Here is a 17,015-nt window from a genome sequence, read left to right on the forward strand (position 1 = left end):
CTACATTTAATGAAAGAATATAGGGGGAAAAGAGTGATTTTTAATTCAGATTTCATAGTTTTCACACAAAAAAACAGTATACTATTGGAATAACGATGAGTCACTGGAGGGTATTTTATAAATGTGGCGCTTTTGGTTTTTATTAATTGGAATGATTGTTGGACTTATTGGATGTGCAAATGATCAATATACTCCTATAGAACGAGAACATTCAATCTTAATAAGCGTAAATCTATTTGATAGTAGCTTATCATTTTATGATATAGAAAGTGAACGTGAAGTGGCAGTTTGGAAGTTTCCATATGAGATAACTGGAGCAGAGATATTTGCTGATGGGAAAAAGTTGTTAACATATGGTAAAGATCATGAATTTGCTTATGTTTATGATTTGGAAAATGGAAAACAAATTGAGCGATGGAAACTTGGAGAAGGAATTGTTGATTTTAAGTTATCCAATGATGGAGAACATTTTTATATTGTTGATCAGCCGACTAATGTCGTTCGTATTACTAATTTAGAGGGAGAAGAGCTAACACGTATAAAAACAGGTTCATCTCCAATGGCAATTGAGGAAAGTAAGTCGCACTTTTTGTATGTATTACATTTAAATTCACCAGAAATCTATGAAATAGATATTTTGAAAGAAAATGTGTCACGTGTTTTGCCAGCAAAGCACGCTGCAACTGGTATGATTTTATTAGAAGATGAAGAAGAATTGTGGTTTGGAGGACATGGGTTAGGTAATGATATTCGTGATGAAATAACGGTGCTTTCTTTAGGAAGTGGAGAAGTAATTGAAGAAATAAAAGCACCAATGATGCCAATTGCTTTCTCATATATCGATGATTCGATATACGTGTTGAGTCATGGATCAAATACTTTAAGAAAAATTGATATTAGTACAAAGGAAATCTTAAATGAAATCACTGTCGGAGCAAACCCATTTACAGTTATTTCAATAGAAAACATGTTATATATTGCTAGTTACGATAGTAATGAGATCTATGTGATTGATTCAAATTCAATGACAGAAGTTTTAAGAATGGATACGGGAGATGGTCCGTTCCAACTATTGTATCGAGAAGGTGAAACACGATGAATCGGGGAGTCATTCTAATTGTAGATGATGAAGCAAGAATGAGAGACTTAGTGAAAATTTACTTGAATAGAGAAGGATTTCAAATAATAGAGGCCGAGGACGGAGAACAAGCTTTAAAATTAGTCGAACAAGAAAAGGTTGACTTAGTCTTACTAGATATTATGATGCCAAAGATTGATGGATTTTATTTTTGTATGAAAGTAAGAGAAACATCAAATATCCCGATTATTTTCTTAACTGCCCGAGGAGATGAGTGGGACAGAGTACATGGCTTGAAGATAGGGGGAGACGATTACGTTGTAAAACCATTTAGTTCAGAAGAATTAACAGCACGTATCGAGGCTGTTTTACGACGATCAGGAGTATCACTCTCACCGAAAGAGCAGTCTCATCAAATTTATGGATTAATTGAAATAAATGAAAAAGGTCGTCAAGTGAAAGTAGGAGGTAAAGCAATCACTCTTACACTTAAGGAGTTTGAATTGTTATTATTTCTAATTGAACATAGTGGGCAAGCATTAACGAGAGAGCAACTGCTTGAACATGTATGGGGATATGATTATATTGGTAGTCCACGAACTGTGGATACACATGTAAAAACATTGCGCTTAAAATTACGTGGAGCAAGTGAATATGTCCAAACAGTCTGGGGAATTGGGTATAAATTTGAGGTGACATAAAATGAAATATGTTCCTAAAAGTTTCACGTTATCACAGAAGCTAGGGATGACAGTGCTTCTATTAGTAGGAGTATCTGTCATATTTTCATTTGCAATAACGAATGTTTTTTATGAAAAATTGTATGTTGAGCAAATTGAAACATCATTATTAGAAGAAGGAAAAAAGCTTGCTAATGAATATACAGGTGGAAGTGTTACGGAACAATATAAACAGAAAGTTGAATTATTTAATCGTGTATCAAATGCTGAAGTGTTTGTTGTCAATAACCCAAGAGAATTAAGTGCTTGTCTACCTTTCGATGTTGCACATCAGTCAATAATTGGTGAGAAAGAACGTAGAATGTTAATCCAAGGACAAGTGATTTCTAAAGTTGGATATGAACCACATTTTAATAGAAGTATTATGGGTGTAATCGTACCATTGTTAGACGAAGAACGATTGAATGGCATCTTATATATATACTTACCACTAGTTACGATAGATGAAATCTTTAAAGAAGCCAAAGTATTAGTTGTTGGAATTAGTACGTTCGTCATTTCACTTGTCTTATTGGTAGGAAGACTAGTTATCTTGAAACTAACAAAACCACTTCATGATATGGAACGAATTGCTTATAAGATGTCACAAGGGCAATTTGAAGAGAAGGTACCCATATCAACTACTGATGAAATTGGTCGATTAGGAGCTGCGTTCAACCAAATGGCTGATGCTGTTAAGGAAGAAGATGAACGAAGAAAAGAGTTTCTAGGCAATGTCTCACATGAGTTACGCACGCCTATTAGTTATTTGAAAGGTTATAGTGGGGCAATCTTAGATGGCCTCGTGCAAACGAAGGAACAAGAACAGAAGTATTTAGAAATTATTTATCATGAAGCTGACCGCATGAAGAGGTTAGTGGAAGACTTATTAGAATTAACTAAAATAGATAATAATGCAATTGAACTACAAGAAAATCCGTTAGTATTTGCCCAATTAATTGAAGAAACATTAGTGAAGTTTGAATATATGCTTAATGAGAAACAACTTACCTTACACAAAGGTTTGGATGTAGATGTTATTGTAATGGGGGATGAAGATAGGCTTTCACAGGTGTTATATAATTTGATAGACAATGCGATAAGGTATACACCTAGAGAGGGGAGTATACACGTAACTTTAGAAAATGGTAGTGAGCAATGCACATTGCAAATTATTGATACCGGCGTAGGCATTCCACATGATAAGCTAGAACGTATCGGTGAACGTTTTTATCGAGTTGACAAGGCTCGTTCTAGAGAACATGGTGGAACAGGCTTAGGTATGGCCATTGTAAAGAAAATTGTTCATCAACATCATGGAGAATGGAAGATCGAGAGTGTGGAAGGTGAAGGTACGACAATAACTGTACGTTTGCCTATCTTTAAATAAGAATCTCGTTTAATTTCTTTTGAAGGAATGATCTATAAATTTATAGTAATTTCATCAGTTGATTTAATGAAACTAAAAGAATAATTAGAACGCTAGGAGCAATTATTCCTAGCGTTCTTCTGGTTTCTCATTTTCTTCTTTCGAGAGAATTAGAATATACCCTTCAGTCGTACCTTCATTTATTTGTGGGGTAATACTATGTAGAGAGAATCCTTCTTCTGCCCAAGCATTTAGGGAATATTTTAGTTTAGTATTCATTTCTTCGCTAAGTAAGTTTCCTTTTAAGATGTAAGTTTCATAACGCAATAGCAACGCCCTCCCTACAATTGTTATAACCAATTCTAATTTTATATTTTAATTTTACTATAATCATTCAGTAAGACACATATTTTTTCTTTTTATTTATGTGTTCAAGCAGTATGTGTAGTTAAATTTTACAAATAATAGTACATAGATGGATTGATGCTGGGGTGATTATGTAATGATGGAGGAAACGTTAGTTGCAATTGTACGTTCATTTATCACATTTTTTTCATTACTTATTTATGCGAGGTTGCTCGGTAAGCAGCAAATGGGTAATCTTTCATTTTTTGATTATATTAATGGTATTACAATTGGCTCGATAGGAGCGGGGCTTGCTACTGATTTATCCACAAAAGCATGGGTACATTGGGTTGGGTTAACGACATTTATCGTCATTGCCCTTGTTCTTCAATTGCTGGGGATAAAATTCAGGTCACTTGCGAAAGCGATTGATTCAGAACCAATAATAGTTGTGCAGGACGGAGCAATATTAGAAAGTAATTTGGAGAAGATGCGTGTTACGAAGGATGAATTAATGGTGTTGTTACGTCAGAAAGAGGTATTTAATCTTACTCATGTTCAATATGCTGTTATGGAACCGAACGGGAAGATTTCTGTTTTATTAAAAGGGCAGTATCGTAAGTTAACACCTAATGATTTGAACTTGAGAGTTAATACAGGTGGATTAAGCACAGATCTTATTTATGATGGAACGATTCAGCAAGAAAACCTTCAACAGAAAGGAAAGGATGTATATTGGTTGTTAGATGAATTATCAAAAGAGGGAATAAGTCATATAAAAAACATTTCGTATGCAGCGTTGCTGCCGAACAATCAGTTATATATTGATTTATATGAGGATGAGTTGGATGAAGGAGCAAATGTAGAGATCTAAGAATACTATGTAAAAGTTGAGGTTTGATTAATGAAGCGTATGATTACTATTGGTATCACAATCGTCTTTCTCGTCGTAAGCATAAGTATAATGATAAGTGGTCAGTGGTTAAAAAATTCGTTTCATGAAAATGATCAATTATTTGAAACGGTTCAGTCAATAGAATCAGATATTAAAAAGGAAAACTGGGTTCAAGCTGAGAACGATATTGATTATGTGACAACTGCATGGAGACTAGTTGTCAATCGCATACAATTTAGTGTAGAACGTGAATTAATTAATGAAATAACAACAACTATTTATTATATGAAAGGTGGTATTCAGGCTCGTGACCGATCTGTCGTTCAACAAAATATAGCTTATTTCTATATTCTTTGGGAAGGAGTAGGAAAGTAATCTAAGCTGATCTTATGTCAATTAGCAGTAATAAATTATGTACATGTCACTAACTTTATTTAAATATCTGCTATAATGGTGAGAAAATCAAATTGGATATGAATCATTATTCATATCCAAAATTAATTTGTATTGAAAGGAACGTGGTCGCTAATGGGGGAAAAAGAACTCGAATTGTTAGAAATTCTTGAGAAGAATGGACGTCTACCTCTTACAGATTTAGCGAAAATGCTTGATAGTACAGAAGAAGATGTTAATCAGATGATCAAACATTTAGAAGATGAACAAATTATTTTAAAATATGCTACGATTGTAAATTGGAATAAAGTCGATAAACAACAAGGTGTAACAGCGATGATTGATGTTAAGGTAACTCCAAAGAGAGAAGTTGGGTTTGATGCCATTGCAGAACGAATTTATCGATTCTCTGAAGTGAAGTCTGTATATCTAATGTCAGGTGCATATGACTTATCTGTCATTATTGAAGGAGAGACTCTTCATCAAGTTTCACGTTTCGTTTCGGAAAAGTTATCCACACTTGATTCAGTGTTGTCAACTACTACTCATTTTATAATGAAGAAATATAAGCATGATGGTACAATCTTTGAAGAAAAAGATAAGGACCACAGAATTGTGGTGTCACCATGACGCATAGGCATTTATCAAATACTGTCAAACAATTGAAGCCTAGTGGAATTCGGCGCTTTTTTGATTTGGCAGCAAGCATGGAAGGTGTTATCTCACTAGGGGTTGGTGAACCTGATTTTGTAACACCATGGTCTGTATGTGAGGCTAGCATTCAATCTCTAGAAGATGGATTTACGGCATATACAGCGAATGCAGGTTTACTTGAATTACGTGAGGAGATTTCTCATTATTTGTCTAGCTCCTACCAAGTTAATTACAATCCAAAAGATGAAATATTAGTAACTGTTGGAGCATCTCAAGCACTAGACCTCTCTTTACGCGCCATTGTAGATCCGGGTGATGAAGTTATTATCGTTGAGCCTGGTTTTGTATCATATGCATCACTTGTTAGTTTAGCTGGTGGTGTTCCAATTTCAGTTGCTACGACAAGTGAGACGGAATTTAAGCTTCAGCCTGAACAAATTGAAAAGGCTGTTTCAGAGCGTACAAAGGCAATAATGATCTGCAGTCCTAATAATCCAACAGGATCAATTTTAAATAAGGAAGAGCTATCAGGTATTGCACAAATTGTCGAAAAGTATGATCTTGTCGTTATTTCGGATGAAATTTATTCTGAGTTAAATTATGACGAACCTCATTGTAGTTTCTCATCTATAGCTGGGATGTTTGAACGGACAATTTTAATTAATGGATTTTCGAAAGGGTTTGCCATGACAGGGTGGCGTTTAGGATATGCTTGTGCACCGAAAGAAATTTTACAAGCAATGTTGAAAGTTCACCAATATGCAATGATGTGTGCACCTACAATGGCTCAATACGGAGCGCTTGAGGCACTTCGTAATGGTCGCATAGATGTAGACAAGATGAGAAAGGATTACAAACGTAGAAGAAATTATTTCGTGAAATCACTTAATGAAATAGGTATGGAATGTCACATGCCAGGAGGAGCATTTTATGCCTTTCCATCTATTAAACATACTGGCTTAACGAGTGAAGAGTTTGCGGAAGCGCTTTTGAAAGAAGAACGAGTTGCCGTTGTACCTGGAAATGTATTCGGTGCGGGAGGAGAAGGTCACTTAAGGTGTTCGTATGCCTCATCACTTGAGCAGCTTCAAGAAGCAATTAAACGAATGTCGCGCTTTATGATGAGTCTTGAGAAATCAGAAGTTAAGAGTGTGAATGAAAGTTAGTGACTTTAGTCATGTGAAAAACAGAAAGAGCTTACCTAAAAATGGTAAGCTCTTTCTGTTTAAATGATACCAATTGAATTTAAGAAAATAATAACAATACCAATTGGTATCACGAAACGAATTGAATTATACCAGATTGAAAACAACGTCTTTGTCATTGTTCCACCCTGATTTATTTCATCAAACAAATCTTTCTTTGACATACGAATTGTAATAAAAAGAGCTATTAATAAACCCCCGAATGGTAGTAGTATATTACTTACCAAATAGTCCGCTAAGTCAAACCATACCATATCAAAAATCTTAAAATTGCTTAATACACCAAATGAAAGGGCTGAAGGGACTCCTGCAAGGAAAACAAGAAATCCTGAAATCCAAGCGGTTTTTTTACGTTTTTTAATGTCATCTTTAGCAATTGAAGCAACTATAATTTCAAGAATAGAAAATGCAGATGTTAAGGTTGCAAATAATAATAGAATTAGGAATATAGCAAAGAATACTCCTCCGAAAGCAATTTGCTCAAATACTGCAGGGAAGACGATAAAAATAAGTTCTGGTCCTTGACTTGGGTTAAACCCAAGAGCAAAAACTGCTGGGAAAATTGCTAAACCAGCTAGTATAGAAATAATAATGTTTAAACTAACGACTGATACAACAGATTTTGGTAAATCTTCTGATTTAGGTAAATATGAACTATATGTAACGATTACAGATATACCAACGCTCAATGCAAAAAATGATTGACCAAGAGCCATAATTATAGTATCAGTTGTAAGCTTAGAGAAATCAGGTTGAAGAAGAAATTTAACACCATCCATAGCTCCATCGAGTGTTAGAGAGCGGATAACGAGGATGATAAAAAGAATAAACAATGCAGGCATCATAAATTTGCTTGCCTTTTCAATTCCTTTACTTACTCCTTTTTGGACGATATAAATTGTAATTACTATAAAAGCAAACTGTGCCAGTAAGGCTTCAGTAGGATTAGAAATAATTGTAGAAAAAAGTTGGCCATATTCGTCATTTGTTAAATTATTTAGCTGCCCAGAAAAACTGCGAATAGCATAAGAAATAACCCAACCACCAACAACACTATAAAATGAAAGTAATAAAAATGAGGTAGCTACCCCAAGGTAACCGATATAATGCCACTTACCATTTGGTGCAATTACACGATATGATTCAACAGCGTCCTTTTGTGTACTTCTTCCAATTACAAACTCTGCAAGTAACATAGGTGCCCCTAAAAAAATAGTGAAAATTAGAAAAAGAAGTAAGAAGACACCTCCACCATTCATCCCTGCTACATATGGGAATTTCCATATTGCACCTAGTCCAATGGCTGAACCAGCTACCGCAAGAATAAAGGCAATTTTAGAAGACCATTGTTCATGACTTGCCATAATTCTTTACACTCCTTTAAATTAACAACGACATCAAAGTTGTTTCTAGATATTGATTTTTCTAACTATACGTACTCATTATGAGATTGTCAACTAGGAAAAAGCTTCTTATTATTGTTGAAACAAATGAGCTTTAATATGCGTTAAATATGTGGTTAGGGGGAGTGAAGGAAATGCTTGAAGATGAATTGATTCAACTTGCAAAGAAGGGTAATCAGCAAGCATGTAGAAAGCTTGTCGAACTGCATTATCGGACTGTTGAACGTTTTACTTATCAAGTGGGTAATTCTTATCATGAAGTTGAGGATATTACTTAGGTTGTATTTGAAGAGTGTACGATTTATAAATCAATTTTCTCAAAATAAATTTTGAACTTGGCTATATAAGATTTCATACGGGATTATGTACGGAAAAAGTCTTAAAACAGAAGAAAGATAGTCAAACTTAAAAGGGAGAGTATCGAAGAGATTGAACAAATAGAGGAAATTAATCCTTAAAAATGAAATAATAACGAGTAGAAGGAGGGGAGCATCATGGATGATCATTTACTTGAGAAATACATACTAACGGATGCGTTATAAAAAAATGCGATTTTCTAGAATTCCTTACATTTCAAGTGGGATTGCCGTTCTTTTTATTATATGTATTTTGGTTGCACAATATTTTATCGCACAACAAGCAAATGAACCTGTTATAACATTACAGGAACCTATGACTGATCAAGATGCAGATAGATTATCAGGACAACAAAAGGAAGAAATTATAGAAAAAATTAACCAGTATATAAATGAGAAGATTGCACAATCTCATAAACAAGAGGAGTATATAAAAATTGAAGCTATTAACAGTATGCAACGGGCAATTGAGCAAGTAACGACAAATGTATTTACTTTCTACAATCAAGCAGAATTTCTTTACCAAGGAGATAAGCAGAACTCAGAGGGTATCGTAGCCGGCGCAAAAAACTACCTTGATTTTCAGTTAAGTATGCCAGTTAATAATTTAGAGCAATTTAAAAGCAATGGTTCACAGTGGTTTGAAAGTGAAAAGCAGCTCATTTCTATAATAGATAAACAAGAAGAAGTAAGTGAGCAATTGCTTCTTTATTGGCAACAACACAATTTACTTGAAACTGCTTTAGAAGAAATTTATATAGGTAAGCTTGTTCCGAGGTTAAATAATTTTAACTCAATTAAAAATTCAGAAGTAAGAAAGTATGCACAATATGTTCATGATAATGGTTTGATGTTTGTTAACAGTGAAGAAGGAGAAATAGATATTGTTGTTGATTATAATTGGATGCAACGTAATCTCTTTGATCATTTAACTACTGAGATGAATGATTATTTTTCCATAATGCAACAAATGGATATATTAAATGACGGTGCTTTAACGGTTAGCTGGAATGAGCTCTCAAACCGTATTGTGCAGCTTGAAGACTTTATGTTATGGAATCCAACATTTGAAAAGAGTCCCGACTTGCATGAATATTACTACAAATTTTTAACCTATTATATCTTTGGTGTAGATAATTCGCCCGTATTTGATGAGACAGGCAGTTTAAACTATAAGGTGAAAGAAAGTTATCAACGTTTTATGCTCACCTATGATAACCAACAGACGTTGCATACGATTAAGGAGTATTATTCAATTCTTGAACAACATCAATTCAACCGTTCAGAAGCCTCAACATCTTTTGTTATAAATGGTTTAAGCCAACAAGTACCCCTTAATAGTAAGGTAAATAGTAATGTAGAACATAAGTTATTTCCACTTAGTGCCGAGCTTAATTCAATTTATGAAAAGTTCTCATCCTCATATGATGAACAGCTTCTTAAAGGATTATCTGCGTTAGACGTCATGCGTTTATACGTTCATGCAGCACAAACTAATAACTCGGAAGTGAATTATGAGTTATATTTTAATGATGAAAATTATTATTTACCTTCAAAAAGTGAGTATTTACAAGAAAGTAAACATGTACCAGAAAGTAAATGGTCAGAGATTAACGAAGATATAGTCGATATTGTTAGTGAAAGTTTCGATAATGATGAAGAGGTCATCAAATTAATTTTACAAAGTCGAGATGAACCTGTATATTTCCAAATGCGCAGAAATAAGGGTGGTATTTGGAAGGTATCGTGGCTACCAAGTCAGTGAAGGAATTAGCTACTTAACTTTCCATTAAATGTATTATTATAGTCAATTTTTCATGAAATATAACTAAAATTCGTCATTTCTTTGCGAAATTTAAAACATTGTGCTATAATCTAAAATTGCGCAAAAACGATAATTTGGGAGTGTTTCCTATGGCAGAAAAATACGAAATCGGAAGTGTATTAACAGGGAAAGTTACTGGTATTCAACCATACGGTGCTTTTGTTGCATTAGATGAAGAGACTCAAGGTCTTGTTCATATCTCAGAGATTAAGCACGGTTATGTGAAGGATGTTAGTGAGCACCTTTCAGTAGGTGACGAAGTAAACGTAAAGGTTCTTTCTGTTGACGAAAATGCAGGCAAAATTAGTCTATCTATTCGTGCAACTCAAGAAGCACCTAAGCAAGAAGAAAAACCACGTCGTCCTAAACGACAAAACAATACGAATAACAAAAAACAAGAAGTAGAAGATACTGCAACTCCAGCAGGCTTCAACACGTTGAAAGACAAGCTTGAAGAGTGGATTGAGCAGGATTCTGACCGTAAAAAACTTCTTAAGAAGTAATGATAAAAACACGTTTTTTTGCAATTTGCATAAAACGTGTTTTTATTTTATTTAAGAAAGATTTTATTAGAATTTGTAAGTAATCAGGCAGGTAATGTTTATCTTAAGTTTATTGTTAAAGCTATGTGGATCATAAAAAAAGAAGGAACCTTATAAATAATTGTAGGTTACCTTCTCAATATTAAACAAATGATGATGATAGTTAACGACTTGGTTCTGGTGCATGTTCTAGTTCAGAACTTGGTTTGAAAAGTAATGTTAATGAATATAAACCGCTAATTCCAACAAGACCATATATGATACGAGCTAATCCGGATGTTTGACCTCCAAAAATGGCTGCTACTAAGTCAAATCTAAAGAAACCAATTAATCCCCAGTTTATTGCACCAATAATAACAAGGGTAAGAGCAGTACGTTGTAATCCACTCATTTTTACTTTCCTCCTTCTCTTCATCTTTCAATATATATTTTCTACTAACGATTCAAGAGTTATTCATGAAAATTTTTCTTTCTGAGAGAAGGTGAATTGCTTTACTTCCGAATTTAAATTAAGTCATAATAAAAAAATGGGAGTTTTTTTCAAAATAATTATGAATGAGTTGAGCATATGAAAAAATTACATTTCGTGAAAAAGAGCTCGTTCTACATTATCTGATAATAGTTTGGAAAAGTTGATATGTATTAGAATAAGCAATATTGTGGGAGGGATCATTATGAATAATTTTGTTTATCAAAATCCAACGAAGATTATTTTTGGTGATGGTCAAGTGAAACAGTTAACGACTGAGCTTGAACATTATGATAAGAAAGTTTTACTCGTGTATGGTGGTGGAAGCATTAAGCGCAATGGTGTTTATGATGATGTTGTGAATGAATTGAAGAAAATCGATGCTGAAATTTATGAACTTAGTGGTGTAGAATCTAATCCCCGTTTAACAACAGTATACGAAGGTATTGAAATGTGTAAGAACGATAAGATTGATTTTATACTTGCAGTTGGTGGTGGGAGTGTAATTGACTGCTCAAAGGCGATAGCTGCAGGTGCAAAATATGAAGGCGATGTATGGGATATTGTGACGAGGAAGGTAAAAGTAGCAGATGCCCTACCATTCGGAACAGTCTTAACATTAGCTGCAACAGGTTCGGAAATGAATCCAAATTCTGTGATTACAAATTGGGAAACGAATGAAAAATATGGTTGGAATAGTCCTCATGTTTTCCCTAAATTCTCAATTATGGACCCAACATATACAATGAGCGTCCCAAAAGAACATACAGTTTATGGAATTGTTGATATGATGTCACACGTGTTTGAACAATATTTTCATCATACACCGAATACACCAATAACAGACCGCATGTGTGAAGGATTATTAAGAACAGTTATTGAAACAGCGCCGAAATTAGTTGACAATCTTGATAGCTATGATTATCGAGAAACTATCTTATACGCTGGAACACTTGCCCTAAATAATACACTACAAGTTGGTTTACGTGGAGATTGGGCATCTCACAATATTGAACATGCTGTTTCTGCAGTGTATGATATCCCACATGCTGGTGGTTTAGCAATTCTTCTTCCGAATTGGATGATGCACGTATTAGATGAAAATATACAACGTTTTAAACAGTTGGCTATTAGAGTATTCGATGTTGACCCTACAGGGAAAGATGATCGTGAAGTAGCTATTGAAGGGATCGAAAAGCTGCGAATGTTCTGGTTAAGTATAGGAGCACCAGAACGTCTTGCTGATTATGAGATTGATGATTCGCAATTAGAGATTATGGCTGATAAGGCTATGATAAATGGGGAATTTGGAAACTTTAAGAAACTGAACAAGAAAGATGTTTTAACAATTTTACAAATGTCACTTTAAGTAAGAACACGTCAGTTCATTCTGGCGTGTTTTTATTTATATTTGCGATAAATAGTGATTAACTACATTATTTGTTTAAATGAAAATTATACCAATAAATTATAAATACTAATGATGCCACATATAAGAGGAATTATAGTGTGCGATTTTGTTCATACTTTTTTTATCGTAAATACGATAAAATATGAAATTATGACCATGTATTGTATGTGAAAAGATGTGAAACATTTTTCTCAAAAATTCAGTCAACACAGATTAGTTAGGACAAGCGATGAACATATTCATACAGTTTTGGTTTTAGTGATTATCATCACCTGATTGGTTTCGTTTACCGTTTATTAGGGTAAGTGGGGCGCTTTGCTAATGGAAGGTTGAGATTAGTTAAGGAAGGGGATTCTATGAAAAAGCTATGGTTAATTGTTTTAATGGTTGTAGTTGTGTTGACGGGATGTTCTGATCAATCAATGAATAAAGAAGGTTCTGACATTCAATCTGACCAATTTATTCTAGGTGATGCAAGCTTCGTAGCTCCAAAAAATTGGGCTGGAAATTATGAGATTAACGAAACTAAGGATCAGCTTTCTGTGTTCCATATTTGTGAACAGGTTAACAATAAACAGGAGTTATTCACTCTCAAAAAAGTCGATAAGGAAGCATTTCAAAGTGGTGGACAACAAAATAAGGACGCCTTAGTGACACAAGTAGGGAATGATTTTTATTTAGCATTTGCTCCACAAGAAATGGTTTATTCGCAACAAACAGAATGTAAAGAACAATATGATGAAATGTACTTACCTTTTGAGGGGATTAAGGGACGAATTACTGTACGTTAATGTATAAGAATAATAAAGGTTTGATAGAATAGCATAACGAGTCTAGATAGATAAAAAATTAATAAATCAGATGTCAACGTTTTCATTTTATAACGTTCTTGATTATGTTAATTTCTTTAGGTAAAGTGAAAGTGCAAACTCAATTTATGGAGGGATTTATTGATGACACACATACGTTTTGATTACTCCAATGTTTCTACTTTTGTAGAAGAGCATGAGCTTACATACTTACGTGATATTGTGAAAGTATCACATCATGCAATTCATGAAAAGACGGGTCCAGGAAATGACTTCTTAGGATGGGTTGATCTACCTGTTAACTATGATAAAGAGGAATTCGTGCGTATACAAAAGTCCGCAGAAAAAATTAAAAAGGACTCAGATGTTTTACTTGTAATTGGTATTGGTGGTTCATATTTAGGAGCAAGAGCTGCTCTTGAAATGTTAAATCATTCTTTTTACAATACTCTAGATAAAGAAAAACGTAATACTCCACAAGTCATTTTTGTTGGGAATCATATTAGTTCTACATATTTACAAGATGTATTTGATGTAATTGAGGGTAAGGATATTTCCCTTAATGTTATTTCAAAATCTGGAACAACGACAGAGCCAGCGATTGCATTCCGTATTTTCCGCAAGTACTTAGAGGAGAAATATGGAGTTGAAGAGGCACGTAAACGAATTTACGCAACGACTGATAAGGAAAGAGGCGCTCTGAAGACACTTGCAAATGAAGAAGGGTATGAATCTTTCATTATCCCTGATGATGTAGGCGGTCGCTATTCCGTATTGACTGCGGTAGGTCTTCTTCCAATTGCAGCTAGTGGAATTGATATCGAGGCTATGATGAAAGGTGCAACTGATGCTACAGAAGAGTTAAGTAGTTCAGAGCTTGAAGAGAATCCTGCTTATCAATATGCTGCAATGCGTAATGTACTGTACAACAAAGGTAAATCGATTGAAATGCTTGTGAACTATGAGCCATCACTTCAATACTTTGGTGAGTGGTGGAAACAATTATATGGTGAAAGCGATGGGAAAGATGGTAAAGGAATCTTCCCTGCATCTGCGAATTTTTCAACAGATTTACATTCTTTAGGTCAATATATTCAAGAAGGACGCCGTGACTTATTTGAAACGGTGTTAAACGTAGAGACACCTCGAGTAGAAGTAACAATTGAGAAAGACGAACAAGATTTGGATGGATTAAATTATCTTGCAGGTAAGACGATTGATGAAGTGAATAAGAAGGCGTATGAAGGAACGATGCTTGCTCATACAGATGGTGGAGTTCCAAACCTTGTTATTCACATACCAAAGCTTGATGCTTATACATTTGGTTATCTCGTTTATTTCTTTGAGAAGGCATGTGCATTAAGTGGATATTTATTAGGAGTTAACCCATTCGACCAACCGGGTGTAGAAGCATATAAAAAGAATATGTTCGCATTGTTAGGCAAACCAGGGTTTGAAGCAGAAAAAGAAATTCTTGAACAACGATTGAAAAAATAAAAAGATACAACTGACACTATAGTAGTCGAGAAGCATCACCGTTTGTATAAGGTGATGCTTCTTTTTATGCAGAAATTAAGTACTTATTAACTCGGACATGTTTTTTCATTTATAGGGAAAGCTAAAGTTAGAAATTTTAAAGGTGGTGTCTCATTATGATCCCTATCAAGTCAACTATAGAAGGGAAGAGTTTCAACCTCTTTGAATTAGAATTAAAATTAAAACCAATAGGATATGATATTGGAGGAAATTGGGATTACGATCATGGTTACTTTGATTATAAGATTGATGATGAAGTAGGATATCAATTTTTACGAGTGCCTTTTGAAGCAGTAGATGGACAACTTGATTCCAATGGATGTACAGTTAAGATGAAACGTCCTTTTCTTTTATCCCATAAATATCAAAGGGGTTTAGATGACAACGTACATGTAGGAAATTTTAATTCATCCTTTAATCAATTTTCTGAACCAGAAGATCCTGATGCTACATTTCCTAAAGATCTAGTGAATGTTGGTAAAAGTCTTGTTGATGAGCTGGAGCAAGCTTTATCCGTTTAATGTTCAATGATTAATAAACAATCTTTATTATCAATAGTGAAATCTAACGGCGGATTTATGTGTGATTCGCCGTTACGTTTTACACCTATTAGAAGCCGTTCTTCTTGTAGTAATAAGTTGCTACAATTCCGAAATGTTTTCCCGATATATTGTTCTTGAGCTTCGATGAATGTTAATGTACTGCCTTTCAGCTGATCAAGTATAGTGACCACTGTATCTGACATGCCGTGAGAAATGAAGCTATTTGTCATAACAAAGCTTGAAAGAGTATTCGTTTCAATAATTTCATCTGCTCCAGCCCGTTTTGCATTTTCTAGTTGTTCTGGTGTTAAAATTTCTATAATGCTATGAACACGTGGATTTAGTCCCTTAATTGCAAGTAACGTTAAGATTGAAGACATATCAGCTTCTTTTTCATTTTTATTTTGATCAGCCGTTATAAATACTGCTGAGGCATCTGTAATATTTGCTTGTTGGAGAGTACTATCACATGTAGGATCACCCTTAACAAAATGAACGTTACGTATTGTGAGAGGTTTATTTTTTAAAGAATGATCAATTAAAACAAACTGTGCTGAATTTTGTATATTCATAATCTGGTCGATCGTTTTTTTAACCCGCTGATTCCATCCAATAATAATGACATGTTTTTCTCCTCGAAAGGTTGCAGCCCCCTCATTGTAAGAATTGAGAAAGTTGACTGTGGAGGCTGATATCGTTGCCATGTAGAAAGTTACGAACGCACCTCCAGATAAGATTAAGAGCATCGCAATCGTTTTACCTATTGTTGAGTCTGGAATATAATCTCCATAACCTACTGTAGAGGCCGTAATCACAACCCACCAAATTCCTTCGAATATCGAAGGGAAAACTTCTGGTTCTAACAGATGAATTCCATAACCGAATAAACATATAAGAATAATCATGATTCCGAATAATCGAATTAAATTAAACCTTTGTAAAACATTACTGATGCGATCATTTTCCATCTTTGTTCCTCCACTATATATTCGTCCTCATACAGTATGGACAGGAATGAGGGAGGATATAAGGAAAGAAAAAACAACCTACATGTAAGTAGGTTGTTTAGTTAGGTGAATGTAAGCTAGTTAAATCATAAATTAAAGTGGTTTGATTATTCTCCCACATAATCTTACGGATAATTGCCTGTCCAGACGCTTCTCCTGCTTCTGATTTGCGCACCTCTAATTGCACATCAATTGGATATAAGCGATAGCCTTCCTTAGTCAACTCGAACGTATTTGCTTCAACTCGTTTAGCATTTCCATTTGTTACAATCATTGTGATTAATTCTAGTGGCATCCCCATCTTTATTCATCCTTTCTAAGTATTGCTATAATTATTATACATTTAAATTGTTTAATGGCACAGAGTATGCTGTAACGAAACATTTATTCGTGCTTATATTCTTTGTATTCTAGTGTATGTATGATACAAAAAAGTATTAATGGGTTTATTTAAGCA

The 17,015-nt window shown here is 34.3% G+C and carries 19 protein-coding genes; 14 read left to right on the top strand and 5 right to left on the bottom strand.

Translation table 11 applies throughout. The features are described 5' to 3' along the window. Positions 1-121 precede the first annotated feature (121 nt). Genes BFG57_RS03020 through BFG57_RS03030 form a run of 3 tightly spaced genes read left to right on the top strand, consistent with a single transcriptional unit; the run spans position 122 to position 3,187 of the window. Positions 122-1,099 (top strand): YncE family protein, encoded by a 978-nt coding sequence (locus BFG57_RS03020; protein WP_069715991.1) that lies wholly within the window; start codon positions 122-124, stop codon positions 1,097-1,099. Beyond that, positions 1,096-1,779 carry a response regulator transcription factor gene (locus BFG57_RS03025; protein WP_069715992.1) on the top strand — a complete coding sequence of 228 codons (684 nt, stop codon included), beginning with the start codon at positions 1,096-1,098 and terminating at the stop codon, positions 1,777-1,779. The genes BFG57_RS03020 and BFG57_RS03025 overlap by 4 nt, the downstream gene beginning before the upstream one ends. Before the next feature lies 1 nt (position 1,780). Further along, positions 1,781-3,187: a sensor histidine kinase gene (locus tag BFG57_RS03030; RefSeq protein WP_069715993.1), complete on the top strand. Its 1,407-nt coding sequence runs from the start codon at positions 1,781-1,783 to the stop codon at positions 3,185-3,187. A 108-nt stretch (positions 3,188-3,295) separates the two neighbouring features. On the opposite strand, the gene BFG57_RS03035 is transcribed toward BFG57_RS03030, so the two are convergent. Beyond that, positions 3,296-3,493 carry a DUF4177 domain-containing protein gene (locus tag BFG57_RS03035; protein ID WP_069715994.1) on the bottom strand — a complete coding sequence of 66 codons (198 nt, stop codon included), beginning with the start codon at positions 3,491-3,493 and terminating at the stop codon, positions 3,296-3,298. A 178-nt stretch (positions 3,494-3,671) separates the two neighbouring features. On the opposite strand from BFG57_RS03035, the gene BFG57_RS03040 reads away from it, so the two are divergent. The 4 genes from BFG57_RS03040 to BFG57_RS03055 all read left to right on the top strand — a co-directional run bounded on the left by BFG57_RS03040 (position 3,672) and on the right by BFG57_RS03055 (position 6,619). Continuing rightward, positions 3,672-4,385, top strand: coding sequence for a DUF421 domain-containing protein (locus tag BFG57_RS03040; RefSeq protein ID WP_069716021.1), 714 nt, complete (start codon positions 3,672-3,674; stop codon positions 4,383-4,385). 30 nt (positions 4,386-4,415) lie between these two features. Next, positions 4,416-4,781 carry a DUF4363 family protein gene (locus BFG57_RS03045; protein WP_069715995.1) on the top strand — a complete coding sequence of 122 codons (366 nt, stop codon included), beginning with the start codon at positions 4,416-4,418 and terminating at the stop codon, positions 4,779-4,781. 153 nt (positions 4,782-4,934) lie between these two features. Next, complete coding sequence (locus tag BFG57_RS03050) at positions 4,935-5,429, top strand: Lrp/AsnC family transcriptional regulator (RefSeq protein WP_069715996.1); 495 nt, start codon at positions 4,935-4,937, stop codon at positions 5,427-5,429. Then, positions 5,426-6,619 (top strand): aminotransferase, encoded by a 1,194-nt coding sequence (locus BFG57_RS03055; RefSeq protein WP_069715997.1) that lies wholly within the window; start codon positions 5,426-5,428, stop codon positions 6,617-6,619. The genes BFG57_RS03050 and BFG57_RS03055 overlap by 4 nt, the downstream gene beginning before the upstream one ends. 59 nt (positions 6,620-6,678) lie before the next feature. Here the strand turns inward: BFG57_RS03055 and BFG57_RS03060 are convergent, their stop codons facing one another. Beyond that, the gene (locus BFG57_RS03060) at positions 6,679-8,022 is read right to left on the bottom strand and encodes a sodium-dependent transporter (protein WP_069715998.1); all 1,344 of its coding nucleotides are present in this window, start codon (positions 8,020-8,022) and stop codon (positions 6,679-6,681) included. 173 nt (positions 8,023-8,195) lie between these two features. On the opposite strand from BFG57_RS03060, the gene BFG57_RS18795 reads away from it, so the two are divergent. The 3 genes from BFG57_RS18795 (at position 8,196) to yugI (ending at position 10,745) form a co-directional block, all read left to right on the top strand. Further along, positions 8,196-8,339, top strand: a complete 144-nt coding sequence (locus BFG57_RS18795; RefSeq protein WP_175428258.1) for an RNA polymerase sigma factor — start codon at positions 8,196-8,198, stop codon at positions 8,337-8,339. Between the two features lie 268 nt (positions 8,340-8,607). After that, entirely contained in the window at positions 8,608-10,182 is a 1,575-nt protein-coding gene (locus BFG57_RS03065) for a hypothetical protein (protein WP_139125042.1), read from the top strand. A gap of 149 nt (positions 10,183-10,331) precedes the next feature. Next, positions 10,332-10,745, top strand: a complete 414-nt coding sequence (yugI, locus tag BFG57_RS03070; RefSeq protein ID WP_069716000.1) for a S1 domain-containing post-transcriptional regulator GSP13 — start codon at positions 10,332-10,334, stop codon at positions 10,743-10,745. Between the two features lie 202 nt (positions 10,746-10,947). Here the strand turns inward: yugI and BFG57_RS03075 are convergent, their stop codons facing one another. Further along, a complete protein-coding gene (locus BFG57_RS03075; protein ID WP_069716001.1) occupies positions 10,948-11,175 on the bottom strand; it encodes a DUF378 domain-containing protein in 228 nt (75 codons plus the stop codon). Between the two features lie 283 nt (positions 11,176-11,458). Here BFG57_RS03075 and BFG57_RS03080 point away from each other — a divergent pair, with 283 nt between their 5' ends. The 4 genes from BFG57_RS03080 (at position 11,459) to BFG57_RS03095 (ending at position 15,530) form a co-directional block, all read left to right on the top strand. Further along, complete coding sequence (locus BFG57_RS03080; RefSeq protein WP_069716002.1) at positions 11,459-12,622, top strand: iron-containing alcohol dehydrogenase; 1,164 nt, start codon at positions 11,459-11,461, stop codon at positions 12,620-12,622. 398 nt (positions 12,623-13,020) lie between these two features. After that, complete coding sequence (locus tag BFG57_RS03085; protein WP_069716003.1) at positions 13,021-13,455, top strand: hypothetical protein; 435 nt, start codon at positions 13,021-13,023, stop codon at positions 13,453-13,455. A gap of 162 nt (positions 13,456-13,617) precedes the next feature. After that, on the top strand, positions 13,618-14,970 hold the full coding sequence (locus BFG57_RS03090) for a glucose-6-phosphate isomerase (protein WP_069716004.1): 1,353 nt from the start codon (positions 13,618-13,620) through the stop codon (positions 14,968-14,970). 155 nt (positions 14,971-15,125) lie between these two features. Then, entirely contained in the window at positions 15,126-15,530 is a 405-nt protein-coding gene (locus tag BFG57_RS03095; RefSeq protein ID WP_069716005.1) for a YugN-like family protein, read from the top strand. Here the strand turns inward: BFG57_RS03095 and BFG57_RS03100 are convergent. Both BFG57_RS03100 and BFG57_RS03105 read right to left on the bottom strand, forming a co-directional pair. Beyond that, on the bottom strand, positions 15,527-16,519 hold the full coding sequence (locus tag BFG57_RS03100) for a potassium channel family protein (RefSeq protein WP_069716006.1): 993 nt from the start codon (positions 16,517-16,519) through the stop codon (positions 15,527-15,529). The two genes, BFG57_RS03095 and BFG57_RS03100, sit on opposite strands and share 4 nt — an antisense overlap. A gap of 97 nt (positions 16,520-16,616) precedes the next feature. After that, positions 16,617-16,859, bottom strand: a complete 243-nt coding sequence (locus BFG57_RS03105; protein ID WP_069716007.1) for a DUF2584 domain-containing protein — start codon at positions 16,857-16,859, stop codon at positions 16,617-16,619. Positions 16,860-17,015 lie beyond the last annotated feature (156 nt).

The sequence above is a fragment of the Bacillus solimangrovi genome, assembly GCF_001742425.1.
GTDB lineage: Bacteria > Bacillota > Bacilli > Bacillales > Bacillaceae_N > Bacillus_AV > Bacillus_AV solimangrovi.